This is a genomic window from Nocardia canadensis, from assembly GCF_032656385.1.
Classification (GTDB): Bacteria; Actinomycetota; Actinomycetes; order Mycobacteriales; family Mycobacteriaceae; genus Nocardia; species Nocardia canadensis.
The window spans coordinates 1,773,384-1,799,016 of sequence record NZ_JAVCWB010000010.1 but is presented as its reverse complement, the minus strand read 5'-3'; the positions used below and the strand labels follow the sequence as shown (position 1 = coordinate 1,799,016).

Below are 25,633 nucleotides of genomic sequence, written 5' to 3'. Positions count from 1 at the left end.
TGCGGTAGTGCGGGAGTCAGGCCCGGCGCATGTAGGCGCGCACGGTCAGCGGCGCGAACACCGCGATGACCACGAGCGAACCGACCAGCGACCAGACCAGGTCACTGCTGTAGATGTTGGCGTTCATCAGGTCCCGGCAGGTGTTGACCATGTAGTACACCGGGTTGGCGTGGTTGATCGCCTGCATCCAGCCCGGCATGGTGCTCACCGGGGCGAAGGCGCCGGACATGAAGGTCAGCGGGAACATCACCATCATCGAGATGCCCTGCACGGAGGCGGCACTCTTGCCGGTGACGCCGACCAGCGCCCACACCCAGCTGATCGCGAACGAGCAGACCACGACCACCAGGCAGGCCGCGACGACACCGGCGAAGCCGCCGCCGGGCCGGTAGCCCAGGCACAGGCCGACGATGATCGTCAGCGTGGAGGCGATGCCGTAGCGCACCATATCGGCCAGCAGTGCCCCGGCCAGGGCCGAAACCCGGGCGATGGGCAGGGATTTGAAGCGGTCGAAGACGCCCTTGTCCATGTCCTCGCGCAGCTGGGTGCCGGTGACCACCGAGGTGAGCACCACCGTCTGGACGAGGATGCCGGGGATCAGCACGGGCAGGTAGTTGTCGACGCTGCCCGAGATCGCGCCGCCGAAGATGTAGGTGAACAGCGCGGTGAACAGGATCGGCTGCACCGTCACGTCGAAGAGCTGCTCGGGATTGTGCTTGATCTTGAGCAGGCCGCGATAGGCCATGGTGAACGAGGTGGAGATCGTCTCGCGCAGGCCCACCCGGTCGCTGACCTGCGTGACGTCGGTGGCGGGTGGGGGAGCGGTGAGAACTGCGGTCATGCCGCGCTCCGTTCGGTGTCGTCGGATTCGTCGGCCGGGTGGCCGGTGATGGTGAGGAAGACCTCGTCGAGGGTCGGCTTGGAGACGGTGATCTCCTCGACGCCGATCTCCCAGTCGCGCAGGCGGATCAGCAGGTCGGCGGTGAGGTTCGGATCGGGCAGCGGCGCGGTGAGCCGGCCCGCCTCCGGGCTGATCTGGGCGGCGACGCCGAGGAAGTCGCCGACGATGCGCCGGGCTTCCTCGAGCTGCCCGCGATCGAGCAGCGTCAGATGCACCGAGGAGCCGCCGATGGAGGCCTTGAGCTCATCGGCGGTGCCGTCGGCGATCACCCGGCCGTGGTCGATCACGGCGATCCGGTCGGCCAGCTGGTCGGCCTCGTCGAGGTACTGGGTGGTCAGCAGCACGGTCGCGCCCTCGGTGACCAGCCTGCGGATGGTGTCCCACATCTGGGCGCGGGTGCGCGGATCGAGGCCGGTGGTCGGTTCGTCGAGGAACAGCAGCGGCGGGGTGGAGATCAGGCTGGCCGCGAGATCCAGGCGCCTGCGCATGCCGCCGGAGAAGTTCTTGAGCGGCTTGTTCGCCGCCTCGGCGAGGTCGAACTCGGCGAGCAGCTCGACGGCGCGACGACGGGCGTCGGGCCTGCTCAGGCCGAGCAGGCGGGCGAAGATGATCAGATTCTCGGTGGCGGAGAGCTCCTCGTCGACCGAGGCGTACTGGCCGGTGACGCCGATCAGCGAGCGGACCGCGTTGGGCCGTTCGACGACGTCGTGGCCGAAGATCCGCGCGCTGCCGCCGTCGGGACGCAGCAGCGTGGCGAGCATCTTGATGGTCGTCGTCTTGCCCGCGCCGTTCGGTCCGAGCACCCCGTAGACCGAGCCGCGCGGCACCGCCAGGCTCACCCCGTCCACGGCACGCTGCTTGCCGAACACCTTGACCAGACCGTCCGCCTCGACGGCGAGGGCTGAAGTGGGTGTGTAAGTCATGGGACCTACGGTGCCCGGCCCGCCTTGCACGGCCCTTGCGCGGCGCTGTCGACCTCCTGGCACAACCTCGAGGGGTCTACAGCGCGCCGGTCAGAGAGCCAGCAGGTGTTCGCGCAGGGCCGCGCGATCGGGCTTGCCGGGGCCGCGCAGCGGGATCTCGGTCAGCACGGCCAGCTCGCGCGGCGCGGCGATGGAATCGAGTTCGGCGACCACGTGGGCGCGGATCTCGTCCAGGGTCGGCGCGGCGCCGGGCACCGGCACGATCGCCACCGCGACCCGCTGACCCAGCCGCTCGTCGGGCAGGCCGAGCACGATGCACTCCCTGATCCCGGGATGGTTGGCCAGCACAGCCTCCACCACCTGCGGGATCACCAGCAGCCCGCCGGTCATGATCGCCTCGTCGAGGCGGCCGCTGATCGAGAGCACGCCGTCGGTGTAGGTGCCCGCGTCCTCGGTGCGGAACCAGCCGGGTTCGGCGAAGGCGGGGTGGTCGGGCAGGTTGCGGTAGCCGCGGGCGATCATCGCGCCGCCGAGCAGCACCCGGCCGTCCTCGATCCGCACCTCGGTGCCGTCGAGCGGTACGCCCTCGTAGACGCAGCCGCCGCAGGTCTCGCTCATGCCGTAGGTCCGCACGACGGTGATGCCCGCCTCGCGCGCGCGTTCGTAGACCGGCAGCGGTGTCGCCGCCCCGCCGACCAGCACGCCGTCGAGTTCGGCCAGCGCCTTGGCGGCCACCGGCGAATCCAGCGACTTGATCAGCTGCGTCGGCACCAGCGCGGTGTAGCGGCGCGGCCCGCGCATCGCGGCCACCGCGCCGGCGAGCGCCTCGGGCAGGAAACCGCCCGACACGTCCAGCACGGTCGGCTCGGTGCCCGCCAGGATGCTGCGCAGCAGCACCTGGATGCCCGCGATGTGGTGGGTCGGCAGGGCCAGCAACCAGCTGCCCGGTCCGCCGAGCCGCTCGTGGGTGGCGTTACCGCTGGCCCGCAGGGCTTCGGCGCCCAGCAGGGCGCCCTTGGGGATGCCGGTGGTGCCCGAGGTGGTCACCACCAGGGCGACATCGTCGTCGATCGGATCGCCGGGCTTGAGCGCGTCGGAGAGCCTGCGCGCCTCGCGGCGGTCGGTGGTCGGGATCGGCAGCCAGGCCGGGCCGTTGCCGTCGAGGGCCTGGCGCAGGTGGGGAAGCACTTCGCCGACACCGGAACCGGTCGGCATCTGCAGCGTCCGCAGGGTTCTGCTCACGCCACACCCTCACCGGCGCTCGGCTGTGGCCTGCGCGGTGCGCGCTCCCTCATGCCCACCACCTCCGGATACAGCTTGCTGCGCTCCCTCACGGCTTCGATCGTGTCATGCGGCGGCCGAGACCCGGCCAACGGGTCGGTTTGCCGGGAATTGGTGAGCCAAAAGGCAGGCATAGCGACTGCGATTCAGTAGATGGACAACGATTCGCACGGCGGTCCGGACGACGGCGGTCGGGCGCTTGCTCGCAGCTATCGTGCGCGGCCGGACCCGGATCGGCAACTCGGATCCGCCGCGACGACCCCTCCTTCACTCCGCCGACCAGCGCGGATCCCGCCGGATCGGATGTTCGGCAGGAACCTGTACCAGAACGATCGCGAGGCCGTCCGGGTCACGCACCCACATCTCCCACAGGCCCCATGGTTCGAGCACGGGCGCGCGCTCGATCGCAATTCCCTTCAGCGCCAACTCCGCCGCCGCGTCGGCCACATCGCGCACCTGCAGCCAGAGCGCGCCGTCGAAGCGGCCCGGATCGCCGCTGCCGCCGTGCGCGGCGACCTCGATCAACCCCTGCCCGGCGTAGAACACGGTGCCGCCCGGGTACTCCCGGGCGATCGCCAGGCCGAGGCCGTCGCGGTAGAACGCCAGCGTGGTCGCATAGTCGCTGGGCCGCACGATGATCCGGCTGTTGAGAATGTCCATGGGGCCGTCCGTTCTCAGAAGTACCAGGGGTAGGGCGCCCAGTCGGGCTTGCGCTTCTCCAGGAACGCGTCGCGGCCCTCGACCGCTTCGTCGGTCATGTACGCCATTCTGGTCGCCTCGCCCGCGAAGAGCTGCTGGCCGACCAGGCCGTCGTCGAGCAGGTTGAACGCGTACTTCAGCATGCGTTGGGCCTGCGGCGATTTGCCGTTGATGTCGGCGGTCCACTCGAGCGCGACATTCTCCAGCTCGTCGTGGTCGACGACCTTGTTCACCGCGCCCATCTGGTGCATCTCCTCGGCCGTGTACGGCCTGCCGAGGAAGAAGATCTCACGGGCGAACTTCTGCCCGACCATCTTCGCCAGGTACGCGCTGCCGTAGCCACCGTCGAACGAGCCGACATCGGCGTCGGTCTGCTTGAACCGCGCGTGCTCGCGCGAGGCCAGCGTCAGATCGCAGACGACGTGCAGGCTGTGCCCCCCACCGGCCGCCCAGCCGTTCACCAGCGCGATGACGACCTTGGGCATGAAGCGGATCAGCCGCTGGACCTCGAGGATGTGCAGCCTGCCCGCGCGCGCGGTGTCGACGGTGTCGGCGGTCTCGCCGTCGGCGTACTGGTAACCGTTGCGGCCACGGATGCGCTGGTCGCCGCCGGAGCAGAAGGCCCAGCCGCCGTCCTTCGGGCTCGGCCCGTTACCCGTGAGCAGCACCGCGCCGACATCCGGTGACATCCGCGCGTGATCGAGCGCGCGGTAGAGCTCGTCGACGGTGTGCGGGCGGAACGCGTTGCGCACCTCCGGCCGGTCGAACGCCACCCGCACCGTGCCCTGCTCGATATGTCGGTGGTAGGTGATGTCGGTCAGGTCCTCGAACCCGGGGACGGGCCGCCACAGCTTCGGATCGAAAGTCACGACCCTGATTATTGCCCTACCGTCCGGCGGACCGGTACGAGGTCGTAACACCGCAGCTCGAGCGGTCGCCGCATGTTTCCTGGACCCGGTGCGTATAGTTGCGGCTGCTCGTTCAACGAACCGATCCGGAGGAACCTGAAAGTGGTTGCAGCGCTGTCTGAATCCCTGCTCGACGACACCAAGCGTCCGGCTTTCCTTGCCGACGCCGTCGAGGTTCTCGACGCCGAGGTCTCGGACAAAGGTGGTGCGTCCGGCCTGGCCGTGAAGGGTGGCTACGCGGCGGTCAAGAAGATCAGCCCGACCATCGTTCCCGATGCGCTGGCATCGCTGGCGCCGAAGCTGCTCGACCAGCTCCAGCCGTACTGGGCCGAATTCACCACCTCGGGTGCGGGCACCTTCGCCGACCTGCTGACCTCGAAGTCCGACGAGGTCGCCGAGTCGCTGCTGGCCGTCACCGACGCCCGCGCCGACGCGTCGAGCCGTCCCGCCCTGCAGAAGGTGTACTCCTCCATGCGTGGCTCGGCCAAGAAGCACGTCGTCGAGGCTCTGCCGCGCGTGGCCGACCTGGTGCAGAAGCACGCGGGCTGAGTCCCGTGGCGGGGTAGCCCCCGCACAGCTCGATCGTGAGGCCGGTGTGGCCCGGGTGTGAACCCGGTCCGCGCCGGCCTTTCGCGTCCGTGCGTGACCACACTCACGTAACGGGGGACGGCGCGGGCCGCGCCACAGCGTTTCCCGGTCGCGGGTAAATTCCGGCCGCGCGATTGTGAGTCCCGTAACGCCGTCGGTGAACAGCGGGAAAATGAACGGTGGCCGATAATTCCGGCCATGCGGTGGCGGCACCGAACGATTGACTACTTCCGTCCTGAATCGATTACGTTCGATTTCAGGTGATTCGGAAGGAGAATTACCGCGACGCGGAACAGTATTTTTCGCGCGATTCGGTTCGAGAAGGAAGTTCGGTCCCATGATCTCTCGCAAGACCCTCGCCGCCACCGGTGCCGCCGCTGCCGCCACCGTGATGTTCCTCGGCCCCGTCGCTGTCGCGGGTGCCGATTCCGGCTCGGCGACCGGATCCTTCAGCGGCTCGGCCGATCTGGCCAGCGGCTCCGCCGATCTGTCCTCGGGTTCGGCCGCGCTGACCACCGGTTCGGCCGCAGGCGCAGGCGTGCTCGACTCGGGCAGCTCGGCACTAGACGGCGGTACCTCCGCGCTGGTCAATGTCATCGACCTGATCACCGGTATCAACGGTCTGCTCCCGGCGCCCGCGGCTTCCTGATCTTTGCCCGGGCAAGCTTTTCCGGAATTCGGCGGCGGGTGTGAATCCGCCGCCGAATTCCGCTTTTTCGGCGTGCCCGGCGCGGAGTTGTCGAATAGCGCGCAGGTCATGACGGAAATGCTTCCGTGGGTGCCCCTATCGACCGGCCGAAACAGGTGAACATGCCGCTGCCGTCCCGGTTCCGGGGGAGTGTGCACCCGGCCGGTGACGCAGACAACGCGGGCCGGGGGCAGACGGGCGTGGTCCGGTCTGACAGTCTGGGATTGTGAATCCGTCAACTGCGCAGGCACGAGTGGTCGTCGACGAGCTCGTGCGCGGCGGCGTCCGCGAGGTCGTGCTGTGCCCCGGATCGCGTAACGCCCCACTGGCCTTCGCGCTGCAGGCGGCCGATGTCGCCGGGCAGCTGCGGCTGCACATGCGCATCGACGAGCGCACCGCCGGTTTCCTCGCGGTCGGGCTCGCGGTGTCGTCCGGGCGGCCGGTGCCGGTCGTGATGACCTCGGGCACCGCCGTCGCCAACCTCGGTCCCGCCGTGCTCGAGGCCAACTACGCCCGGGTGCCGCTGATCGTGATCAGCGCGAACCGGCCCTACGAGATGCTCGGCACCGGCGCCAATCAGACGATCGAGCAGCTCGGTCTGTTCGGCAGCCAGGTGCGGGCCACCATCAGTCTCGGACTGGCCGAAGCCGAGGCGGGGGAGTCGGCCTATCCGCGGCAGAACAGCGTGTGGCGCTCCTCGGTCTGCCGGGTGCTCGCCGCGGCGCGTGGCACCAGGTCGGGCAATGCCGGGCCGGTGCAGTTCGACATCCCCCTGCGCGAGCCGTTGGTCCCCGAGCTGTCCGACGATCCGCTGCCCGTCGGCCGCGACGGCGAACGGCCATGGACCGCCACCCAGTACGCCACCCTCGACGTGCCACTCGACATCGACCTGACGCCCGACACCGTCGTCATCTCCGGCCACGGCGCGCGGCTGCTGCCCGAACTCGCCGAGCTGCCGACCGTCGCCGAGCCGACGGCGCCGATGCACGGTCCCGCGCTGCACCCGCTCGCGCTGTCGCTGCTGAAGCCGACGCAGGCGATCATCACCGGCCGCCCGACCCTGCATCGGCAGGTCTCGCGGGTGCTCGCCGACCCGAATGTCACCGTCTTCGCGCTCACCACCGGCCCGCGCTGGCCCGATGTCTCCGGCAATGTCGTCGGCACCGGCACCCGCGCGGTCACCACCGGCGCGCCGCGACCGGAGTGGCTGGCGCGCTGCGCCGACCTGAACCGGCAGGCCGAATCGGTGGTGCGCGCCGAACTGGCCACCCACCCCAAGGCCACCGGCCTGCACGTGGCCGCCGTCGTCATGGACGCGCTGCGCGAGGGCGACCAGCTGCTGCTCGGCGCGTCGAACCCGGTCCGCGACGCGGCGCTGGTCTCGCATCCGCGACCCGGCGTGCGGGTGCTGTCCAACCGCGGCGTCGCCGGGATCGACGGCACCGTCTCCGGTGCGGTCGGCGCGGCACTGGCCCATCCGGGCCGCACCATCGCGCTGATGGGTGATCTGACCTTCCTGCACGACGCGTCCGGCCTGCTGATCGGGCGCGGCGAACCACGGCCCGACAACCTCACCATCGTCGTCGCCAACGACGACGGCGGCGGCATCTTCGAGCTGCTCGAACAGGGCGATCCGCAGTACGCGGGCGTGTTCGAGCGGGTCTTCGGCACCCCGCACGGGATGGACCTGGCCGCCCTGTGCGCGGCCTATCGCATTCCGCACCGCCAGGTCGACCCGGAAGAGCTGGCCGTCGAGCTGGCGGATGACGCGCACGGCCTGCGCGTGCTCGAGGTCGCCACGGAGCGCTCCAGCCTGCGCGAACTGCACGCCACCGTGCGCACGAAGATCGCCGGCTAGCCGAGCGCCGCGGTCAGGGCTCCTCGACGAACTCGTCCTCGTAGGGGACGGGGATGGTCTGCTCGATCACGTCGGCGGGGTTCGCGGTGTCGGCGTCGCGGTCGATGTTGGCCGCCATCTCGTCGGAGTAGTCGGCGGCATCGGAGAACGCCGGGTCATCGGGATCGTCGGCGGCGAAGGCCGATTGCTCCTGTTCGATCCGATCGGCCTCGGGAACTTCGTCGAGTGGCCGGGCGGCGTCGTAGTCGATCATCGGTGCTCCTCGGTTGTCGCCTCGCACGGTGTCGCTGATCGTTGCGTCATCCAGCGTGCGCCTATCGGCGGAACTCGGCAACCCGCGCGGCGATGAGATCGCGTGGCTCATCTCGTCACTACTGGTGAACGAGTCCGCCCTCGCCCAGGAGCGTCCATGGAACCGCAGTTCGACTTCGCCCTCGCCGCCCGCACCCTCGCCGACGTCGTCGCCGGGATTCCCGACGACCTGCTCGACGCGCCGACACCGTGCGAGAACACCGCCGTGCGCCAGGTGCTCGCCCACGTCGTCGGGCTGACCGAGGCCTTCCGGCAGGCCGCCACCAAGCAATCCCTCGGCCACTCGGTGCCGCCGAGCCTGGACAGCGCGCTGCCCGCTGATTGGCGCACCTTGATCCCCGCCCAGCTCATCGCGCTCACCGAGGCGTGGCGGGTGCCCGCGGCCTGGGACGGCGACGCCGAGGCCGGTGGGGTGGTGTTGCCCGCGGCGATCATGGCGACCGTCGCGCTCGACGAGGTGACCGTGCACGCCTGGGATCTGGCGGCCGCCACCGGGCAGTCGGTCACCGTCGACCCGGACCACTTGGCGATCCTGCTCGAATTCCTGCGCGACACCGATCCGGAGGGCACGCCCGGTCTGTTCGGTCCGGTCGTCACCGTGCCCGAAGCCGCCCCCGCTTTCGATCGTCTGCTCGGTCTCACCGGGCGCGATCCGGGCTGGCGTCCGGCGGCGATCGCGGCCGACCGGCAGGTCTGACCGTCGATCGCCTGCCTCGACGAGGTCGAGGGCGGCAGGTTCCGCACGCGTCCGATGTCGTCGAATGTCACCGCGCACTGGGCGAACTCGTCTCGGCGCGAGCGCGGTCAGCGGACGTAGGCGCCGCCGATCGTGGCGAGGGCGGCCGCCCGCGCCGACTGGTCGGCGGCGCTCTCGTCGATGGGGTCGCCGCTGGCGAGCAGGCGGTAGTACAGCGGCGCGGACACCGCCGACAGCACCGCCCGCGGGTCCGTGCCCGCAGGCGCCTCACCGCGCGCCACGGCCGCCTCGACGCAGGGCGCCCATTCGGTGAGCCGGGTGTCGTAGAAGGTGTGCAGCGCCGTGGCGGTGACCTCGTCACCGGTGGCCGCGGCGATGACGGCGCGGAACAGATTGCCCTGGCGTGGGTCGGCGAGCGTCTTCGCGACCAGTCGGGCATTGGCGGTCAGGTCGTCGAGCAGGGAGCCGGTGTCGGCGCGCGGCAGCGACTGCTCGGCCATGTCCACGAGCAGGTCGGCGACCAGCCCCGCCGGTGTGCGCCAGCGCCGGTAGACCGTCGTCTTACCGACGCCCGCCGTCGCGGCGACCTCGGCCAGATCCAGGCTCACGAATCCCCGGTCGGCGATCAGATCGCCGGCGACCTGCAGTACCGACTCGCGCACCCGGGCGGTGCGTCCACCTGGGCGAACGGACCCCGGCCAGGCGATGTCGTGATTCATAACGGAACTCCAGTTTCATTTAGCGCGCAACGGGTGTACTGTCCGAAGTGTTAACGGAACTATAGACCCTTTAGGAGTTCTCATGGAGTATCGGCGGCTCGGCGCATCGGGTCTGCACGTTCCCGCGCTCGGTTTCGGCGCGGGCACCTTCGGCGGACGGGGCGCGCTGTTCAGCGCCTGGGGCGATACCGACGCGGCGCAGGCCAGGCGCCTGGTCGATATCAGCCTGGAGGCGGGTGTCACCCTGTTCGACACGGCCGATGTGTATTCCGACGGGGCCTCGGAAGAGGTGCTCGGCGCGGCGATCAAGGGCAGGCGCGAGCAGGTGCTGCTGTCGACCAAATCCGTCCTGCCGACCGGTCCGGGCGCCCACGAGGCCGGGGCGGGCCGGGCCCGGCTGATCCGCGCCGTCGACGCCTCGCTGCGCCGCCTCGGTACCGACTACCTCGACCTGTTCCAGCTGCACGCCTTCGACGCGGGCACCCCGCTCGCGGAAACCCTCACGGCCCTCGACGATCTCGTGCGCGCGGGCAAGATCCGCTACGTCGGTGTGTCCAACTTCGCCGGCTGGGAGCTGATGAAGACGCTGTCCACCGCCGAGGCGCTCGGCCTGGAAAAGCCTGTCGCGCACCAGGTGTACTACTCGCTCGTCGGTCGCGACTACGAGTGGGAGCTCTTGCCGCTCGCCGCGGACCAGGGCGTCGGCGCGATCGTCTGGAGTCCGCTGGGCTGGGGCAGGCTTACTGGCAAGGTCCGCCGTGGCCAGCCGCTACCGGCGGGCAGCAGGCTGCACGAGACCGCGCAGGCGGGCCCGCCGGTGGACGACGAACACCTCTACGACATCGTCGATGTCCTCGATCGCATCGCCGCCGAGACCGGGCACAGTGTCCCGCAGATCGCTCTCAACTGGCTGCTCACCCGGCCCACCGTCGCCAGTGTTCTGATCGGCGCCCGCAACGAGGAGCAGTTGCGCCAGAACCTCGGCGCGGTCGGCTGGCAGCTGGAGCCCGAGCACCGGGCGGCTCTCGACGCCGCGAGCGCCACGACACCGCCGTACCCGTACTACCCGTATCACCGGCTGCCCGACTTCACCCGGCTGAACCCGCCGGCGATTCGGGCGGTGTGATCAGTACACGTCGCGGACGTAGCGCTTCTCGGCGACCAGCTGCTTCTTGAAGGCCAGGGCACCGGCCTCGTCCAGCTTCCCGTGGATCTGGGCGATCCGGAGCAGCGTGTCGTCGACGTCCTTGGCCATCCGGGAGGCATCGCCGCAGACGTAGAAGTGGCCGCCGTCGCGCAGCCACGACCACAGCTCGGCGCCGTGCTCGATCATCCGGTGCTGCACGTAGACCCGCTCGCGCTGGTCGCGGGAGAAGGCCAGGTCCAGGCGGGTGAGGAAGCCCGAGCGGAACATGTCCTCCAGCTCGGTCCGGTAGTAGAAGTTCTGGGCGGCGTGTTGATCGCCGAAGAACAGCCAGTTGCGTCCGGTCGCGCCCAGGGCCCGACGTTCGTGCAGGAAACCGCGGAAAGGAGCGATGCCGGTGCCGGGGCCCACCATGATCATCGGGGCGTTGGGGTCCAGCGGCGGACGGAAGTGCGGGGCGCGCTGCAGGAAGATCGGCACCTCGGCACCCGCCCGGTCGGCCAGGAAGGTCGAGCACACGCCACCGCGCCGGGTGGAGTTGCCGGCAGGTTCGCCGTAGCGGACGACGCCGACGGTCAGCTGCACTTCGTCGGGGGTGGTCAGCGGGCTCGAGGAGATCGAATACTGGCGCGGCTGCAGCTTTTTCAGGGCGCCGAGCCAGTCGACCAGGTCGGTGCGCACCGGGAAATCACGCAGCACGTCGGCGGCCTGACGGTCCCAGAGGTAGTTGGCGAGTTCGTTGCGGTTGTCGCGCCGCAGCAGCTTGGCCAGCTGGGGGTGCGGATTGCGTTCGGCGATGAAGCCGAGCAGATCCTGACTCACCTTGGTGATGTCGTAGTGGGTGCGCAGGGCCTCGGTGAGGGTGAGTTCGCGGTCGTCGAGCTCGATGACACGGCGACCGTCCAGGCCGGTCGCGGTGAGCCACTCCTCGACGAGTTCGGGGCTGTTGGCCGGGAGCACGCCCAGCGAGTCGCCGACTTCATAGCTGGCGTCGAGGTCGTGCAGGTCGAAACCGAAGCGGCGCACCTCTTTCGACGAGCCCGGCGCGCTGAGTGTTTCGTTGCGCATCAGGGTCGCGCGGACCGGAGCCTGGCGGGTGAACGGCGCCGGGGCGGTGCGCTGGACGCGAGTGGGTGCAGGGGCGAGGGGGCGGTCGAGCACGATCGCGCCGCCGCGACCGGACGGCCGCGGTAGCGAGGAGCCGGACATCTGGTGTGGCACAGGGGCATCGGTGTCGCCGATACCCGGTGCGTCGGGTGGGGTGGCCTCGCCCGGGGCCGACCCGCCGAGCGCGGCGAGGACATCGTCGAGCCACTGGTCGGCGGCGTCGGCGAAGTCGGGTTCGCTGTCGACGCGGGGCACCAGCGGCTTGGCGCCGCGCGCGGCGAAGAGGCGGTCGAGTTTGCGGCCGTGGCCACAGAAGTCGTCGTAGGAGGAGTCGCCGAGGGCGAACACCGCATAGCGGACGTCGTTGAGCCGGACGATGCTGTCCTCGAGCCGGGTCCAGAAGTCGGCGCCGTTGTCGGGCGGGCCGCCGTCGCCGAAGGTGCTGGTGACGATGAGGATGTCGCCGGTGAGCGCCGACAGCTCGCAGGAATCCATGTCGAGCAACGACGGCTGGAATCCGGCGGTGGACAGGCGCGCGGCGACGGTGGCCGCGAGTTCCTCGGCATTGCCGGTCTGGGAGGCCCACAGGACCGTCACCGGGGCGGCGGCCGGAGCGTCGGCGACCGCAGCTTCGACCGTGGCGCCGGAGGTGCGCGAGTACATCCCGGCCAGCAAGCCGTCGACCCAGAGCCGGGACTGGGCCGACAGCGGCGCGCTCGCCGGCAGCACGGGCTGCCCGGAGACCGGCAGCGACTGCAGTGCGGCGAGGTAGCCGCCGAGATAGATGCGTTCGGTCTCGCTGAGGGTCGGCGAGGTGCCCGCGTCCAGGCCGAGGATCCCGGCCAGCGGGTGCGCGCTCGGCTGGGCGGGCAGCTGGGCGGGCTGGGCCGGCGCCTGCTCGGGCGCGGCGGCGGGTCCGACCCGGCGCAGCGCCACCGCGCAGGCCTTGAACTCCGGCTGCAGCGAGGCGGGGTCCACCGCGTCGTTGGTGACGGCGTTGATCGTCAGGTATTCACCCTGTTCGTCGTTCCAGTGGAAAGGAGCGAAGCAATCGCCGGGCCGAACCCGATCACTGATCTGTACCGGCAGCACGGCACGGCCACGGCGTGAGGCGATTTCGAGCTGGTCGCCGGGCTTCAGGTCCAGCCGCCGCGCGTCTTCGGGATGCACCTCGACGAAGGGAGCGCCGTTGAGCTTGGTCAGCTTGGCGACCTTGCCGGTCTTGGTCATCGTGTGCCACTGATGCTGCAACCGGCCGGTGTTGAGCAGGAACGGGTAATCGTCGTCGGGCAGTTCGGCGGCGGGCAGGTGCGGCCGGGGGAAGAACACCGCGCGCCTGCTCGGGGTGGCGAACGCCAGTCGCGGTGTGGTGCCGTCGGATTCGACATGCAGCGGCTGGTGGACGCCGTCGTTGCGGTAGCGGATCGGGTTGCGCGGGCTGGTGCTGTCGTTGCAGGGCCACTGCATCGGGCCTTCGCGCAGCCGGTCGTAGCTCATGCCGCTCAGGTCGTATCCGGTGGCCGGGTTGGTGAACTGCTGGATTTCGGCGAAAACCTCGGCACTCGAGGCGAAGTCGAAGCCGGGGAAGCCCATGGCCGTGGCGACCTGGGCGATCAGCAGCCAGTCCGGTCGCGCGTCGCCGACCGGATCGACCGACTGCTGCAGCAGGGTGACATTGCGCTCCGAGTTCACCATCACCGCATCGGCTTCGGCCCACAGCGTGGCGGGCAGCAGCAGGTCGGCATAGGCGTTGGTGGCGGTCTCGGTGTAAGCGTCCTGCACCACGACCAGCTCGGCCGCTTCCAGGCCCGCGATCACGGTCTTGCGATTGGCCACGGTGGCAACGGGGTTGGTGCAGATGATCCACGCGGCCTTGATCTCGCCGTCGGCCAGACCGCGGAACATGTCGATGGTGCCGGGCCCCGCCTCGGTGCGCAGGGTGTCGGCGGGCAGGCCCCACGCGGTCTCGACGAAGGTCCGGTCGGCGGGGGAGAGCAGGCTGCGCTGGCCGGGCAGGCCGGGGCCCATGTAGCCCATCTCGCGGCCGCCCATGGCGTTGGGCTGACCGGTGAGCGAGAACGGGCCGCTGCCGGGGCGGCAGATGGCGCCGGTCGCCAGGTGCAGGTTCACCAGCGCGTTGGTGTTCCAGGTGCCGTGGGTGGACTGGTTGAGTCCCATCGTCCACAGCGACATCCATTCGCCGGCCTCGGCGATCATCGTCGCCGCGGTGCGGATGTCCGCCTCGGCCAGGCCGGTGAGCTCGGCGACCCGGGCGGGCGGGTAATCGGCGAGGAACTCGGGCATCGCGTCCCAGCCCTCGGTGTGCTCGGCGATGAACGCGGTGTCGATCGCGCCGTCGGCGACCAGCAGGTGCAGCAGGCCGTTGAGCAACGCCAGGTCGGTGCCGGGCGCGATCTGTAGGAAGAGGTCGGCGCGCGCGGCGGTGTCGGTGCGGCGCGGGTCGACCACGATCAGCTTGGCGCCCGCCTTGAGCCGGTCGGCCATCCGCAGGTAGAGGATCGGGTGGCAGTCGGCCATGTTCGCCCCGGAGACCAAGAACAGGTCGGCGTGCTCGAAGTCGTCGTAGGAGCCGGGTGGACCGTCGGCGCCGAGCGACTGCTTGTAGCCGGTGCCCGCGCTGGCCATGCACAGCCGGGAGTTGGCCTCGATGTGCTTGGTCCGCAGGTAGCCCTTGGCCAGCTTGGTCGCCAGGTACTGGGCCTCGAGCGACATCTGCCCGGAGACGTAGAGGGCGATCGCGTCGGGCCCGTGTTCGTCGAGGATGGCGCGCAGCCGGGTGGCGGTCTGGTGGACGGCCTCGTCGACCGGCAGCGGGACGGGGACCTGACCGCGTTCGGGGCGGTGGTAGGCGGTGTCCATCCGGCCGGGCGCGGCCATCATCTCCGCGTGCGTCGCGCCCTTGGTGCACAGCCTGCCCGCGTTCGCCGGATGCAGCTTGTCGCCGCTGACCTTCGCGATCAACCGCGCACCTGACTGATCAGTCTTGGTCTGGACGCTGATGCCGCAGCCGACGCCGCAGTACGAGCACTGTGTACGCACAGTGTCCGTGGCGCGGATGTCAGCTTCCCGTGTCATGGCTTCGATCATCCGCACCTGTCGTTGCGCTCGATTTACCGAACGTTATGTCCAGGTGACAATCGACCTCACACGCCAGAATTTCCGCCGTGAGGTCCGGTGAGGAATATCTGCCCTGATCAGGGCGCATTCCGGTGCGGCGCCCCGTGCCGCGCGCCGCCCCGGGGTGACGGGACTCACCCCGGGATCGGGGCGGTTCAGCCCAGCTTGTAGCCGCGGTGCAGCGCCACCACACCGCCGGTGAGGTCGCGCCACTGCACCGAGTCCCAGCCGGCGTCGGCGATCCGCCGGGCCAGCCTGCGCTGGTTCGGCCAGGCCCGGATCGACTCCGCCAGGTAGACGTAGGCGTCGGGGTTGGAACTGACCGCGCGCGCCACCCGCGGCAGCGCCTTCATCAGGTACTCCATGTAGACGGTGCGGAACGGCCCGAACACCGGCGTGGAGAACTCACACACCACCACCCGGCCGCCCGGCTTGGTCACCCGCAGCATCTCGCGTAGCGCCAGGTCGATGTCGGCGACATTGCGTAGGCCGAAGGAGATGGTCACCGCGTCGAACGAGTTGTCGGCGAACGGCAGGGCCATCGCGTCACCGGCGACCATCGGCACCTGGCGGAACCGGCCGGCGGCGAGCATGCCCTGGGAGAAGTCGGTGGCCACGCACCAGGCACCGGACTTGCCCAGCTCGACGGTCGAGACGCCGGTGCCCGCGGCGAGGTCGAGCACTCGCTCGCCCGGACGCAGCCCGAGCGCGCGCCGCGTCGCCCACCGCCAGTATCGATCCTGGCCCGCGGAGATGACCGTGTTGGTGAGGTCGTAGCGCTTGGCCACACCGTCGAACATCGACGCGACCTCGTGGGGTTGCTTGTCCAGCGATGCTCGAATCGGTTCCCGCTGCTCTGTTGTCGCCACGATTCGAGCTTATCCGGCGCGCGCTCGAACGCTCTATGCCGAGCGCGGCAATCGGTCGCGCATCCCGGTCACCTCGGCGTAGTGGGTCATCAACTCGGTGCAGATCGCGGGCCAGGTGCGGTGCAGCACCGACTTGCGGGCCGCCGCCGCGAACCGGGCGCGCTGGCCCCGGTCACGCAGGGCCGATACCGCGCTGGGCAGCAGCTCGGCGAACCGGTCGACCGGCAGCAGGTAGCCGTTGCGGCAGTGCGCGATCAGGTCGCGCGGGCCACCCGCGTCCGGCCCGATCACCGGCACACCGGACGACAGCGCCTCCTGCACGCCCTGGCAGAACGTCTCGTGCTCGCCCGGATGCACCATCACGTCCAGGCTCGCGTAGTGCGTGGCCAGGTCGCTGCCGCCGAGCTCGCCGGTGAACACGGCGTCGGGCAGCAGCCGGCTCAGCCGCGCCCGTTCCGGTCCGTCACCCACCACGACCAGCTGGATCGACGGATCGCCCGCCAGCGCCGCGAGCCGTTCGACGTGCTTTTCCGGGGCGAGCCTGCCCACGAAGCCGACCACCAGCCGGTCCTCGCCGCCCAGCCAGCTCGCCCGCAGGTCGGCGCTGCGCGCGGCGGGGTCGAACCGGTCGATGTCGACGCCGCGTCCCCAGCGATGCACCCGGGGGATGCCGTGGTCGGCCAGGTCCTGGGCGGCCGCCGAGGACGGCGCCAGCGTGCGGGTCGCGCCTTCGTGGATCCGGCGCGTCCACGCCCAGGCCGCGCGGGCAGCGAGCCCGAGACCGTAACTCTTGGCGAAACCGGCGACATCGGTCTGATATACCGCGACCGAGGGCAGATCGAGCCGGGTCGCCGCGGCCAGCCCGCCGGCGCCGAGCAGGAACGGCGAGGCCAGATGCACCACGTCGGGGTCGAAGGCGGCGATCGCGGCGGTGATCCCCGGCTGCGGCAGGCCCACCGGCAGCGAGCTGACCTTGGGCACCATCATCGCAGGCACCCGGTGCACCGGGAAGCGGCCGTGGAAGCGGGGTGCGGGCGCGACGCCGCGCAGAGTGTCGGGTGCCACGATCATCGCGTCGTGTCCGTGCTGGTCCAGGTGGTCCAACACCCGCAACACGGAGTTGACGACGCCGTTCATGTTCGGCAGGAATGACTCTGCCACGATGGCTACGCGCACCACCTCAGAGTGACCGCCACACGGCGCGACACCCCCACGCCGACGTGAAGCCGGGACGAACAGCAGACGAAGTTACGCCTCGTGCTGCTTGCGCCGCACCAGCCACAGCACGGGCAGCGCCAGCGCCCAGACCACCACGATCACCGAAGCCGCCGGGATGATCGCCACCCGCGCGTCCCGACCGGCGACCCGGACCAGATCGGGGTCGCGGGTGCTGTACTCGACATTGATGCGCTGCCCGGCCGTCAGATTGGTCGGATACAGGATGCCGACCTTCGGATTGTGGGTGACGCTGTCCGGCGTCACGTACATGACCGCCGACCGCAGCCTGCCCGCCGAGAGCACCTCACCGGAGGTGGTTCCGCGATGCTGCTCGATCTCGAAGTCGTTGCGCCAGGCCGCGAGTACGAGCAGCACCATCAGCACGCTGATCACGGTGGCCACGCCGAGCACGCAGGACCGTACCCGTCGCAGGCGCTTGGACCGCCGCTCCGACAGGCTCACTTCCGACACCCGGCACACAGTACCGTTGCCGCCATGTCCCGAAAATTCAGCTTCACCGTGCCCTACGCAGTCCCGGTCGAAGATCTTCACCGGGCACTCGTCGACGATGCGGTCTGGCAGGAGCGATTCGCCGCCGCCGAGACCGCGACGCTCGAACTCTCCCATCCCGACGGGCCGGGTTCGATTCGCCTTCATATGACGGAAAAGCCCGGTCGGGACAAGGTTCCCGGCCTGGTACGCAAGGTGCTCAAGAGCGATCTGGTGCTGTCGCGGACCGACAACTGGCAGCCGCTGCAGGGCGAGGTCGCCAAGGGCAGCTTCACCGGGCAGACCGGCGGCATCAACACCGAGATGTCGGGCACCTACGAACTGCGTCCGACCGCCGAGGGCAGTGAGATCGAAGTCGTCGGCACCGTCACCGTGAAGGTGCCGCTGGTCGGCGGCGCCATCGAACCGCTGGCCGAGCAGCTGCACCAGCGCGTTCTCAACAGCGAACGCAAGTTCATCGAGAACCGCTTCGCCACGAAGTAGACCGTCGGAAGGTGCCGCCCGCCGGGCCGGGCGGCACCGCGCTCACGCGCTCGGCTCGACCAGCACCAGCCAGTTGCCGGAGTTGTCGCGAATGATGGCCTCGGTGCCGTACGGGCGCGCGGCGGGCGGCTGGATGAACTCGACGCCCTTGGCGGTGAGCTCCTCGAAGGTCTTCTGACAGTCGGCGGTGCGCAGTCCGAGGGCGCCGTGGGTGCCGTCGGCGAGGGATCGCCGGATCGCGTCGGCCATGTCGTCGGTCAGCGGCGGTCCCGGCACCATCAGCGTGACCTCGAGCTCGGTGTGGTCCGGGTGAGCGACGGTGACCCACCGGAACCCGTTGTCGCCCATGCTCACATCCGCGGTCTCGACGAATCCGAGCTTGTCGATGTACCACTGCTTGGCGGCGTCCTGATCGGTCACATACACGGTGACCAGGGAAACGTTCGTGATCGTTGGCATGACTCGAGGCTAGGACGGACCGGTGCCGCCGGGCTTCTCCGAAATTGCGGTGTCGGGCCGGACCCGGTCGGAGAGCCCGTGCATGAAGACGTAGCAGCCCGGAATGTGTGGTGCGCCGTCGGCGAACCTGGCCTGATACTCGCTCGGCGTCGCCCCGACGAGCTGACGGAACTTGCTGCTGAACGAGCCCAGACTCGCGTACCCGACCAGCATGCACACCTCGGTGACGGTCAGATTGGTGGCCCGCAGCAGATCCTGGGCTCGTTCGATCCGCCGCTCGGCCAGATAGGCCCCCGGCGTCGGCCCGTACACGGCGGCGAACGCGCGCAGGAAGTGGTACTTGGAGACCCCGGCGGCGCGGGCGAGATCGTCCAGGTCGAGCGGGTCGGCGTAGTGCCGATCGATCAGATCGCGGGCCCTGCGCAGGTGCGGCAGCAGAGCCAGGACCGGGCGACGCGCCGTCGCGCTCACGACGTCAGCTGAACGGCCGCAGGTCGTCGGCGCGCAGGGAGGCGCGGCCGGCGGCTCGCCAGGCGCGGGCGGTGAGGTCGACGTCCTCGTCGGTCACCAGGTTGCCCATCACCCGAACGGCCGTGCGCTGCAGGTACTTCGAGCGCATCACCGGCGGGCCGCCGAGCGGGACCATCTTCGGGTGGGTGGCCAAGCCGGCCAGCCTGCGCGCGACCGAGAAGGTCCGGCCGTAGCGCTCGCGCAGCAGCTGCGGCCACACCCGGCTCAGGTCGGGCTCGTCGAGCAGGCCGGACAGCAGGTGCCCGCCCTCGAGGCCGTAGTCGATGCCCTCGCCGTTGAGTGGGTTCACGCAGCCCGCCGCATCGCCGACCAGGACCCAGTTCACCCCGGCCACGTTCGAGACCGCGCCGCCCATCGGCAGCAGCGCCGACGCCACCGCGCGCAGCTCGCCCTCGAGCTCCCATTCCTCGCGACGCAGCCGGGTGTAGTGCTCGATCAGCGGCTTGAGCGCGATGTGCGAGGGCCGCTGCTCGGTGGCCAGCGAGCCGACGCCGATATTCACCTCGCCGTTGCCCAGCGGGAAGATCCAGCCGTAGCCGGGGACCAGCTCGTCGGCGGCGTTGCGCAGTTCCAGGTGCGAGGAGATCCACTGATCGTCGCTGCGCCCCGACTTGATGTAGGCGCGCGCCGCGGTGCCGTAGGCGAAGCGCCGATGCCAGGTACGACCCAGCTGTTTTCCGATGGGGGAGCGCACCCCGTCGGCCACCACGAGCACCCGGCAGCGCACGGTGTGGGTGGCCTCGCCGATGCGCACCGTCACCCCGGTGACCCGCTCGCCCTCGCGCAGCACCTCGGTGACCTTGGCCCCGTCGACCATCAGCGCGCCCGACTTGATCGCCGTCTCGCGCAGCTTGTCGTCGAGTTCGGTTCGGGGAACCGCGCTTCCGTAGGTCGGGAACGACCCGCCCGGCCACGGCAGCAGCGCCTCCCGGCCGAAGCCGGCCATCCGCAGGCCGTGATTCACCGTATGCGCGCGCAGCCACTCGCCCAGACCCAGGTGTTCCAGCTCGGCGGTGGCCCGCGGCGTCAAGCCGTCACCACAGGTCTTGTCGCGCGGGAACACCGCGGAATCGAGCAGCAGCACGTCGCGACCGGCCCGCGCGGCCCAGGCCGCCGACGCCGATCCCGCGGGTCCGGCCCCGACCACCAGCACCTCGACGTGGGCAGGCAGCGGCGCGCCTGCCCACGGCGGGCCGGCGGCGGCAGCGGAGTGTGACCACGCAGGCCCGCGAGGGCGGGCGCCAGGGGCACCGCGGTCGGCGGGGGTGAGATCCGGTGAACCCATGGCTCAATACTGGCACCCCCGGCCGCTGTGCGAGAGTGTCGGGTACACCGGGAATAGTCACTGTGTGACCGTGTTCATCGGCCCTGGCGCCGGAACACGCTAGGTTGCTACCCGTCGGGGTCGGACGCATCGCTGGGAGAAGATAATGAGCACATCGGCTGTGAGCGACGAGAGCACCGTGGTTGCCGGGGTAGATCTCGTCGATCCCGAACTCGCCGCCACCGTGCGCGACGGCCTGGCCGCGGTCGAGAAATTGCTCGTCGACGAACTCTCCGACGGTGAGGAATTCCTGCAGGAAGCGGCGCTGCATCTCGCCCGCGCGGGCGGCAAGCGCTTCCGGCCGTTGTTCACCGTGCTCACCGGTCAGCTCGGTCCCAATCCCACCGATCCGGCCCTGGTCACCGCGGGTACCGTGGTGGAGCTGGTGCATCTGGCCACGCTGTACCACGACGACGTGATGGACGAGGCGCCCCAGCGGCGCGGCGCCGTCAGCGTCAACGCGCGGTGGGGCAACAACATCGCGATCCTGGCGGGCGACTACCTGTTCGCCCACGCCTCCCGCCTGACCTCGACGCTGGGCCCCGACGCGGTCCGCATCATCGCCGAGACCTTCGCCGAGCTGGTCACCGGCCAGATGCGGGAAACCATGGGCGCCAAGCAGACCCAGGACCCGGTCGAGCACTACCTGCGCGTGGTCTGGGAGAAGACCGGCTCGCTCATCGCCGCCGCGGGCCGCTTCGGCGGCACCTTCTCCGGCGCGGGCCCCGAGCACGTCGAACGGCTGGCCCGCCTCGGCGACGCCGTCGGCACCGCCTTCCAGATCTCCGACGACATCATCGACATCTCGTCCTCGGCCGAGCAGTCCGGCAAGACGCCGGGCACCGACCTGCGCGAGGGCGTGCACACCCTGCCCGTCCTCTACGCGCTGCGCGAGTCCGGCGCCGACGGTGACCGCCTGCGCACCCTGCTGGCACGCCCCCTGGAAACCGACGCCGAGGTCGAGGAGGCGCTGGAGCTGCTGCGCCGTTCGCCCGGCATGGCCCAGGCCAAGGAGAAGCTGCAGGAATACGCCGACCTCGCCGACACCGAACTGGCCGCGCTCCCGGCGGGCCCGGCCAACGACGCCCTCAGCCGCCTCGTCCGCTACACCATCGAGCGGGTGGGCTGACCAGGAACTATCGCCGCCACGCAGTCGTTGACCAAACGCGAAGCAACATCGGATTTCGCGCGAACATGGGTGACTCGCCGGGTACGCCCAGAACTGTTCACGTGGTCGACCGCAGGCCCGACGCCTGACGAACCAAGCGCCTGACGACCGGCAAGAGGCGCGGGGAGGCGGAAATGCCCAATGGGATCAGAACATTCGGTTTGATGGTCGGGCTGTCGGCGCTGATCGTCGCCATCGGGGCGATGTTCCGCAGCCCGACGATCCTGATCATCTCGATCGTGCTGGCCGTCGGCATGAACGCCTACGCCTACTTCAACAGCGACAAACTGGCGCTGAAGGCGATGCACGCGCAACCGGTCAGCGAACTGGAAGCGCCGGTCATGTACCGGATCGTGCGCGAGCTCGCGACCACGGCCCGCCAGCCCATGCCGCGGCTCTACATCAGCCCGACCAACGCGCCCAACGCGTTCGCGACCGGGCGTAATCCCCGCCACGCCGCGGTGTGCTGTACCAGCGGCATCCTGCAGTTGCTCGACGAGCGGGAACTGCGCGCGGTGCTCGGACACGAGCTGTCGCACGTCTACAACCGCGACATCCTGATCTCGTCGGTGGCCGGCGCGATGGCCTCGATCATCACCGGCCTCGCCAATATGGCGTTCTTCGCGAGCTCGTTCGGCAGCAGGGACGGGCAGGGCCCGAACATCATCGCCGTGCTGCTGGTCTCGCTGCTCGGCCCGATCGCGGCGGGCCTGATCAAGATGGCCGTCTCACGGTCCCGGGAGTACCAAGCCGATCAGTCCGGCGCCGAACTCACCGGTGACCCGCTGGCGCTGGCCTCGGCCCTGCGCAAGATCGAACGCGGCGTCCAGGTGGCCCCGCTGCCGCCGGATCCCCAACTCACCAGCGAATCGCACCTGATGATCGCCAACCCGTTCCGCGCGGGCGATCGCATCGCCCGCTGGTACTCCACGCACCCGCCGATGGAGGAACGCATCAAGCGGCTGGAGGAGCTGGCGGGCGGCGAGCACCGCTGCTGACGTCACCACCACGTTTTCGGCCGCCTCGCCGCCGAGCAGCGAGACGGAACGCCGAAGGCGCAGTATCGCTGCTCGGCGGCGAGGTCACGAGGCCGAAAACCCGCGGCGCCAGCCGCTAGCGATAATTCACGAACTGCAGGGCGATACCGAAGTCCTCGCCCTTGAGCAGCGAGATCACGGCCTGCAGATCGTCGCGCTTCTTGCTGCTGACCCGCAGTTCCTCGCCCTGGATCTGCGCCTTCACGCCCTTGGGGCCCTCGTCGCGGATCTTCTTGGAGATCTTCTTCGCCTTCTCGGTGTCGATGCCCTGCACCAGCGTGCCGGTGATCTTGAACACCTTGCCCGAGGCCTGCGGCTCGCCGGCATCGAACGCCTTGAGCGAGATGTCGCGCCGGATCAGCTTCTCCTTGAACACCTCGAGCGCGGCCTTGACCCGCTCCTCGGCGTTCGCGGTCAGCACGATGGCTTCCTCGCCCGACCACGCGATCGCCGCATCGGTGCCCTTGAAGTCGTAGCGGGAGTTCAGCTCCTTCTCCGCCTGGTGCAGCGCATTGTCGACCTCCTGCCGATCGACCTTGCTCACCACGTCGAATGACGAATCAGCCACACTGCGCTCCTGTCCCTCACGGTCTGCCAACGGGTGGGCCGACAGGTGTGCCGGCCACCGAGACAGTTGTACCCGTATGCCCCCGTCGACCGTGCTCGCAGGGTCGTTGTGCAGGCGGTTTGCATTGGGGGTGTGGGTTCGTTGTAAGCTGCTCAGCGCACCGGAAACGGCGCACAAGGCAGATTGCCCGAGCGGCCAATGGGAGCAGACTGTAAATCTGTCGGTGAAAGCCTACGTAGGTTCGAATCCTACATCTGCCACATCGAACCCCGTCGATCATCACGATCGGCGGGGTTCTTTGGTTCGTGGCCTCGTCCGCCTCTCCGCGATTCTGCGTCCCGTCCGGGAGCTCGACTGTGCGTTCTCGGGCTCGCGTCGTTCTGGCACGGCGTCGAGGTGGCCGGGGGAGTTACCCATGCACCTGCGTGATCAGTGGGTTGCGGGTCGGTAAATATGGGGTCTCACCAGGCGATTTGGTGCTCTTCGGTGGAAGTGTGTAATCTCTTTCAGGACGCCGGAGCACGGGGTCGCTCGGATCGGTTCGCCGACCAAGACCTTGTGCCACGTAGTCATGCCCCCTTAGCTCAGTCGGCAGAGCGTTTCCATGGTAAGGAAAAGGTCAACGGTTCGATTCCGTTAGGGGGCTCGCCGGATTGCCGGTGGTGACCGACTTTCCCGCCGGCCCACCGTAACAGGTCCGCCGTGGCGGTGTAGCTCAGTCGGTAGAGCAAACGACTCATAATCGTTGTGTCGCCGGTTCAAGTCCGGCCATCGCTACCAATAACGACTCAGCCCAGACCGGAAAGAAGGCAAATCGTGGCCGCGAAGTCCACCGATGTCCGGCCAAAGATCACCTTGGCCTGCGAAGAGTGCAAGCACCGCAACTACATCACCAAGAAGAACCGGCGCAACGACCCGGACCGCCTCGAGCTGAAGAAGTTCTGCCCGAACTGCGGAACCCACCGGGCGCACCGCGAGTCGCGCTGATTCACCAAGCTTTGCCGAAAGGCCGGACGAGAGTCCGGCCTTTCGTGCGTTTCCGGGGTCGGTACGGTACCCGCCCGAGTGGGTGAATACACCCCGCTCGACGTTGTGACCCGGCTACGTGTGAGTAAGGTCCACGGTGTGACAGTGAACACCGGAACCGACGAAGCGGTCACCGCCGCAGCCGCCGCACCGGTCGATCCCGCCGCGCACGCCGCGGCGATGGTCGGCCACCACTACCGTGTCGACGACTACTACGAGGTCGGCCGCGAGAAGGTGCGCGAATACGCCCGTGCCGTGCAGGACTACCACCCGGTGCACTGGGAGGAAGACGTCGCACGTGAGTACGGCCACGACGGCCTGCTCGCCCCGCTCACCTTCATCTCGCTGGTGGGCATCCTCGCCCAGCGCAAGCTGTTCGAGCAGATCGTCACGGGCTACGACCTGAGCCAGATCATGCAGACCGATCAGATCCTGGAGTTCCACCGCCCTATCCGGGTGGGCGACCAGCTGACCTGTGATGTGTACCTGCATTCCTTCCGGCAGGCTTTCGGCGGCGACATCATCGTGACGAAGAACATCGTCACCGCCCAGGACGACGAGCTGGTGCTCACCACCTACACCACGCTCATCGGCCGCAGCGGCGGTGACATCGATCCCACGATGTCGGACGCGGTGCGCAACATCCTGATGCACGGCCTCGAGGAGCCCGCTCATCACGCGCCCGTCGACGCGCACACCGGGATCACCCCCGATCCGGTCACCAAGCAGCCGGCCCCGTTCTTCAGCACGCGCGCCCTGTCCTTCGACAGCGTGTCGGCCGGTGATGAACTCCCGCCGCGCACCGTCCGGCTCACCCGTGGCGATCTGGTGAACTACGCGGGCGTGTCCGGCGACGCCAACCCGATCCACTGGAGCGACGAGATCGTCAAGCTCGTCGGCCTCGACGACGTGGTCGCGCACGGCATGCTGACGATGGGTCTCGGCGGCGGTTTCGTCACCTCCTGGCTCGGCGATCCCGGCGCCGTCGAGGAGTACAACGTGCGCTTCACCAGCCCGGTCTACGTCGGGTCCGACGCACCGGCCGAGGTCGAGTTCACCGGTAAGGTGAAGTCGGTCGATCCGGAGACCAGGACCGCGGTCGTCGCCATCACGGCGAAGTCGGCGGGCAAGAAGATCTTCGGGCGGGCCACGGCTACCGTTCAGCTGTCCTGACCTGGTCGGCTGTCCCGGATTGGCAAATACCGCACGCGGTAACGTACACTCGGGACTCTGGGGTCACCGGCTGCTGCGCGCTGATCTTCCCGGGGACATGATCCCCATGGAAGCGGCGCGCATGTTGTGTGGCACCAGAGCTCGATAATCGAATATCGACTGTGGTTGGGCACTACAGCTCAGGCTGGTCCAACCGAAGGGGCGTAGCTCAATTGGCAGAGCAGCGGTCTCCAAAACCGCAGGTTGCAGGTTCAAGTCCTGTCGCCCCTGCCCTGAATGCCAGCGACGAGGAAGGATCGACGTG

At 69.3% G+C, this 25,633-nt stretch carries 25 protein-coding genes and 4 tRNA genes; 14 read left to right on the top strand and 15 right to left on the bottom strand.

What is annotated here, in order from left to right; all coding sequences use genetic code 11:
• Positions 1-16 precede the first annotated feature (16 nt).
• The 5 genes from Q7X29_RS31390 to Q7X29_RS31370 form a co-directional block, all read right to left on the bottom strand.
• A complete protein-coding gene (locus tag Q7X29_RS31390; RefSeq protein WP_316576189.1) occupies positions 17-841 on the bottom strand; it encodes an ABC transporter permease in 825 nt (274 codons plus the stop codon).
• A complete protein-coding gene (locus tag Q7X29_RS31385) occupies positions 838-1,824 on the bottom strand; it encodes an ATP-binding cassette domain-containing protein (protein WP_218719589.1) in 987 nt (328 codons plus the stop codon). Before Q7X29_RS31385 ends, Q7X29_RS31390 begins: the two co-directional genes overlap by 4 nt.
• 90 nt (positions 1,825-1,914) lie before the next feature.
• Positions 1,915-3,039, bottom strand: coding sequence for an o-succinylbenzoate--CoA ligase (gene menE / locus Q7X29_RS31380; RefSeq protein ID WP_218719683.1), 1,125 nt, complete (start codon positions 3,037-3,039; stop codon positions 1,915-1,917).
• A 333-nt stretch (positions 3,040-3,372) separates the two neighbouring features.
• On the bottom strand, positions 3,373-3,765 hold the full coding sequence (locus Q7X29_RS31375; protein ID WP_218719590.1) for a VOC family protein: 393 nt from the start codon (positions 3,763-3,765) through the stop codon (positions 3,373-3,375).
• A 14-nt stretch (positions 3,766-3,779) separates the two neighbouring features.
• Positions 3,780-4,673: a 1,4-dihydroxy-2-naphthoyl-CoA synthase gene (locus Q7X29_RS31370; RefSeq protein ID WP_316576188.1), complete on the bottom strand. Its 894-nt coding sequence runs from the start codon at positions 4,671-4,673 to the stop codon at positions 3,780-3,782.
• A 141-nt stretch (positions 4,674-4,814) separates the two neighbouring features.
• Here Q7X29_RS31370 and Q7X29_RS31365 point away from each other — a divergent pair, with 141 nt between their 5' ends.
• The 3 genes from Q7X29_RS31365 (at position 4,815) to menD (ending at position 7,846) form a co-directional block, all read left to right on the top strand.
• Complete coding sequence (locus tag Q7X29_RS31365; RefSeq protein ID WP_218719592.1) at positions 4,815-5,261, top strand: DUF6918 family protein; 447 nt, start codon at positions 4,815-4,817, stop codon at positions 5,259-5,261.
• A 376-nt stretch (positions 5,262-5,637) separates the two neighbouring features.
• Complete coding sequence (locus Q7X29_RS31360; RefSeq protein ID WP_316576187.1) at positions 5,638-5,949, top strand: hypothetical protein; 312 nt, start codon at positions 5,638-5,640, stop codon at positions 5,947-5,949.
• A 265-nt stretch (positions 5,950-6,214) separates the two neighbouring features.
• On the top strand, positions 6,215-7,846 hold the full coding sequence (gene menD / locus Q7X29_RS31355) for a 2-succinyl-5-enolpyruvyl-6-hydroxy-3-cyclohexene-1-carboxylic-acid synthase (RefSeq protein WP_218719594.1): 1,632 nt from the start codon (positions 6,215-6,217) through the stop codon (positions 7,844-7,846).
• Positions 7,847-7,859: 13 nt separating this feature from the next.
• Here the strand turns inward: menD and Q7X29_RS31350 are convergent, their stop codons facing one another.
• A complete protein-coding gene (locus Q7X29_RS31350) occupies positions 7,860-8,099 on the bottom strand; it encodes a hypothetical protein (RefSeq protein WP_218719595.1) in 240 nt (79 codons plus the stop codon).
• Between the two features lie 156 nt (positions 8,100-8,255).
• Between Q7X29_RS31350 and Q7X29_RS31345 the strand changes: the two genes are divergently transcribed.
• Positions 8,256-8,855 (top strand): TIGR03086 family metal-binding protein, encoded by a 600-nt coding sequence (locus Q7X29_RS31345; protein ID WP_316576186.1) that lies wholly within the window; start codon positions 8,256-8,258, stop codon positions 8,853-8,855.
• A gap of 107 nt (positions 8,856-8,962) precedes the next feature.
• Here the strand turns inward: Q7X29_RS31345 and Q7X29_RS31340 are convergent, their stop codons facing one another.
• On the bottom strand, positions 8,963-9,574 hold the full coding sequence (locus Q7X29_RS31340) for a TetR/AcrR family transcriptional regulator (protein WP_316576185.1): 612 nt from the start codon (positions 9,572-9,574) through the stop codon (positions 8,963-8,965).
• A gap of 82 nt (positions 9,575-9,656) precedes the next feature.
• On the opposite strand from Q7X29_RS31340, the gene Q7X29_RS31335 reads away from it, so the two are divergent.
• Entirely contained in the window at positions 9,657-10,700 is a 1,044-nt protein-coding gene (locus tag Q7X29_RS31335) for an aldo/keto reductase (RefSeq protein WP_316576184.1), read from the top strand.
• Here the strand turns inward: Q7X29_RS31335 and Q7X29_RS31330 are convergent, their stop codons facing one another.
• The 4 genes from Q7X29_RS31330 to Q7X29_RS31315 form a co-directional block, all read right to left on the bottom strand.
• On the bottom strand, positions 10,701-14,921 hold the full coding sequence (locus tag Q7X29_RS31330; RefSeq protein WP_316576183.1) for a bifunctional nitrate reductase/sulfite reductase flavoprotein subunit alpha: 4,221 nt from the start codon (positions 14,919-14,921) through the stop codon (positions 10,701-10,703). It abuts the gene before it with no gap.
• A gap of 197 nt (positions 14,922-15,118) precedes the next feature.
• Positions 15,119-15,832 carry a demethylmenaquinone methyltransferase gene (locus Q7X29_RS31325; protein ID WP_218719600.1) on the bottom strand — a complete coding sequence of 238 codons (714 nt, stop codon included), beginning with the start codon at positions 15,830-15,832 and terminating at the stop codon, positions 15,119-15,121.
• A gap of 33 nt (positions 15,833-15,865) precedes the next feature.
• Positions 15,866-17,008, bottom strand: coding sequence for a glycosyltransferase family 4 protein (locus Q7X29_RS31320; RefSeq protein WP_218719601.1), 1,143 nt, complete (start codon positions 17,006-17,008; stop codon positions 15,866-15,868).
• Between the two features lie 72 nt (positions 17,009-17,080).
• The gene (locus tag Q7X29_RS31315; protein WP_316576182.1) at positions 17,081-17,521 is read right to left on the bottom strand and encodes a DUF3592 domain-containing protein; all 441 of its coding nucleotides are present in this window, start codon (positions 17,519-17,521) and stop codon (positions 17,081-17,083) included.
• Between the two features lie 24 nt (positions 17,522-17,545).
• On the opposite strand from Q7X29_RS31315, the gene Q7X29_RS31310 reads away from it, so the two are divergent.
• The gene (locus Q7X29_RS31310) at positions 17,546-18,043 is read left to right on the top strand and encodes a DUF2505 domain-containing protein (protein ID WP_316576181.1); all 498 of its coding nucleotides are present in this window, start codon (positions 17,546-17,548) and stop codon (positions 18,041-18,043) included.
• Between the two features lie 42 nt (positions 18,044-18,085).
• On the opposite strand, the gene Q7X29_RS31305 is transcribed toward Q7X29_RS31310, so the two are convergent.
• The 3 genes from Q7X29_RS31305 to Q7X29_RS31295 are packed head-to-tail and all read right to left on the bottom strand — an operon-like array spanning position 18,086 to position 20,318.
• Entirely contained in the window at positions 18,086-18,502 is a 417-nt protein-coding gene (locus tag Q7X29_RS31305) for a VOC family protein (RefSeq protein ID WP_316576180.1), read from the bottom strand.
• A gap of 9 nt (positions 18,503-18,511) precedes the next feature.
• The gene (locus tag Q7X29_RS31300) at positions 18,512-18,973 is read right to left on the bottom strand and encodes a helix-turn-helix transcriptional regulator (RefSeq protein ID WP_218719605.1); all 462 of its coding nucleotides are present in this window, start codon (positions 18,971-18,973) and stop codon (positions 18,512-18,514) included.
• Positions 18,974-18,977: 4 nt separating this feature from the next.
• Positions 18,978-20,318 (bottom strand): geranylgeranyl reductase family protein, encoded by a 1,341-nt coding sequence (locus Q7X29_RS31295; protein ID WP_316576179.1) that lies wholly within the window; start codon positions 20,316-20,318, stop codon positions 18,978-18,980.
• Positions 20,319-20,463: 145 nt separating this feature from the next.
• On the opposite strand from Q7X29_RS31295, the gene Q7X29_RS31290 reads away from it, so the two are divergent.
• Together Q7X29_RS31290 and htpX are read left to right on the top strand one after the other, a co-directional pair.
• Entirely contained in the window at positions 20,464-21,486 is a 1,023-nt protein-coding gene (locus tag Q7X29_RS31290; protein WP_255588106.1) for a polyprenyl synthetase family protein, read from the top strand.
• 173 nt (positions 21,487-21,659) lie between these two features.
• Positions 21,660-22,523, top strand: a complete 864-nt coding sequence (gene htpX, locus Q7X29_RS31285) for a zinc metalloprotease HtpX (protein ID WP_218719606.1) — start codon at positions 21,660-21,662, stop codon at positions 22,521-22,523.
• Between the two features lie 115 nt (positions 22,524-22,638).
• On the opposite strand, the gene Q7X29_RS31280 is transcribed toward htpX, so the two are convergent.
• Complete coding sequence (locus Q7X29_RS31280; protein ID WP_316576178.1) at positions 22,639-23,130, bottom strand: YajQ family cyclic di-GMP-binding protein; 492 nt, start codon at positions 23,128-23,130, stop codon at positions 22,639-22,641.
• Between the two features lie 177 nt (positions 23,131-23,307).
• On the opposite strand from Q7X29_RS31280, the gene Q7X29_RS31275 reads away from it, so the two are divergent.
• From Q7X29_RS31275 to Q7X29_RS31250, 6 genes are all read left to right on the top strand, one after another.
• A tRNA-Tyr gene (locus Q7X29_RS31275) sits at positions 23,308-23,390 on the top strand.
• Positions 23,391-23,703: 313 nt separating this feature from the next.
• Positions 23,704-23,776: transfer RNA gene (locus tag Q7X29_RS31270), tRNA-Thr, on the top strand.
• 58 nt (positions 23,777-23,834) lie between these two features.
• Positions 23,835-23,910: transfer RNA gene (locus Q7X29_RS31265), tRNA-Met, on the top strand.
• A 36-nt stretch (positions 23,911-23,946) separates the two neighbouring features.
• Positions 23,947-24,117 (top strand): 50S ribosomal protein L33, encoded by a 171-nt coding sequence (gene rpmG / locus Q7X29_RS31260; RefSeq protein WP_019049401.1) that lies wholly within the window; start codon positions 23,947-23,949, stop codon positions 24,115-24,117.
• Between the two features lie 144 nt (positions 24,118-24,261).
• Positions 24,262-25,329 (top strand): fused (3R)-hydroxyacyl-ACP dehydratase subunits HadA/HadB, encoded by a 1,068-nt coding sequence (locus Q7X29_RS31255; RefSeq protein WP_316576177.1) that lies wholly within the window; start codon positions 24,262-24,264, stop codon positions 25,327-25,329.
• Between the two features lie 197 nt (positions 25,330-25,526).
• Positions 25,527-25,599 (top strand) — tRNA-Trp (locus Q7X29_RS31250).
• Positions 25,600-25,633: the final 34 nt, after the last annotated feature.

What these genes read in the sequence shown, in the direction of transcription:
- Q7X29_RS31290 (WP_255588106.1), top strand. Translation starts at nt 20,464, where the DNA reads ATGAGCACATCGGCTGTGAGCGACGAGAGCACCGTGGTTGCCGGGGTA.
- Q7X29_RS31360 (WP_316576187.1), top strand. Translation starts at nt 5,638, where the DNA reads ATGATCTCTCGCAAGACCCTCGCCGCCACCGGTGCCGCCGCTGCCGCC.
- Q7X29_RS31350 (WP_218719595.1), bottom strand. Translation starts at nt 8,099, where the DNA reads ATGATCGACTACGACGCCGCCCGGCCACTCGACGAAGTTCCCGAGGCC.
- Q7X29_RS31345 (WP_316576186.1), top strand. Translation starts at nt 8,256, where the DNA reads ATGGAACCGCAGTTCGACTTCGCCCTCGCCGCCCGCACCCTCGCCGAC.
- Q7X29_RS31330 (WP_316576183.1), bottom strand. Translation starts at nt 14,921, where the DNA reads ATGACACGGGAAGCTGACATCCGCGCCACGGACACTGTGCGTACACAG.
- Q7X29_RS31305 (WP_316576180.1), bottom strand. Translation starts at nt 18,502, where the DNA reads ATGCCAACGATCACGAACGTTTCCCTGGTCACCGTGTATGTGACCGAT.
- menE (WP_218719683.1), bottom strand. Translation starts at nt 3,039, where the DNA reads ATGCCGACCGGTTCCGGTGTCGGCGAAGTGCTTCCCCACCTGCGCCAG.
- Q7X29_RS31295 (WP_316576179.1), bottom strand. Translation starts at nt 20,318, where the DNA reads ATGGGTTCACCGGATCTCACCCCCGCCGACCGCGGTGCCCCTGGCGCC.
- Q7X29_RS31390 (WP_316576189.1), bottom strand. Translation starts at nt 841, where the DNA reads ATGACCGCAGTTCTCACCGCTCCCCCACCCGCCACCGACGTCACGCAG.
- Q7X29_RS31375 (WP_218719590.1), bottom strand. Translation starts at nt 3,765, where the DNA reads ATGGACATTCTCAACAGCCGGATCATCGTGCGGCCCAGCGACTATGCG.
- Q7X29_RS31340 (WP_316576185.1), bottom strand. Translation starts at nt 9,574, where the DNA reads ATGAATCACGACATCGCCTGGCCGGGGTCCGTTCGCCCAGGTGGACGC.
- Q7X29_RS31335 (WP_316576184.1), top strand. Translation starts at nt 9,657, where the DNA reads ATGGAGTATCGGCGGCTCGGCGCATCGGGTCTGCACGTTCCCGCGCTC.
- htpX (WP_218719606.1), top strand. Translation starts at nt 21,660, where the DNA reads ATGCCCAATGGGATCAGAACATTCGGTTTGATGGTCGGGCTGTCGGCG.
- Q7X29_RS31385 (WP_218719589.1), bottom strand. Translation starts at nt 1,824, where the DNA reads ATGACTTACACACCCACTTCAGCCCTCGCCGTCGAGGCGGACGGTCTG.
- Q7X29_RS31310 (WP_316576181.1), top strand. Translation starts at nt 17,546, where the DNA reads ATGTCCCGAAAATTCAGCTTCACCGTGCCCTACGCAGTCCCGGTCGAA.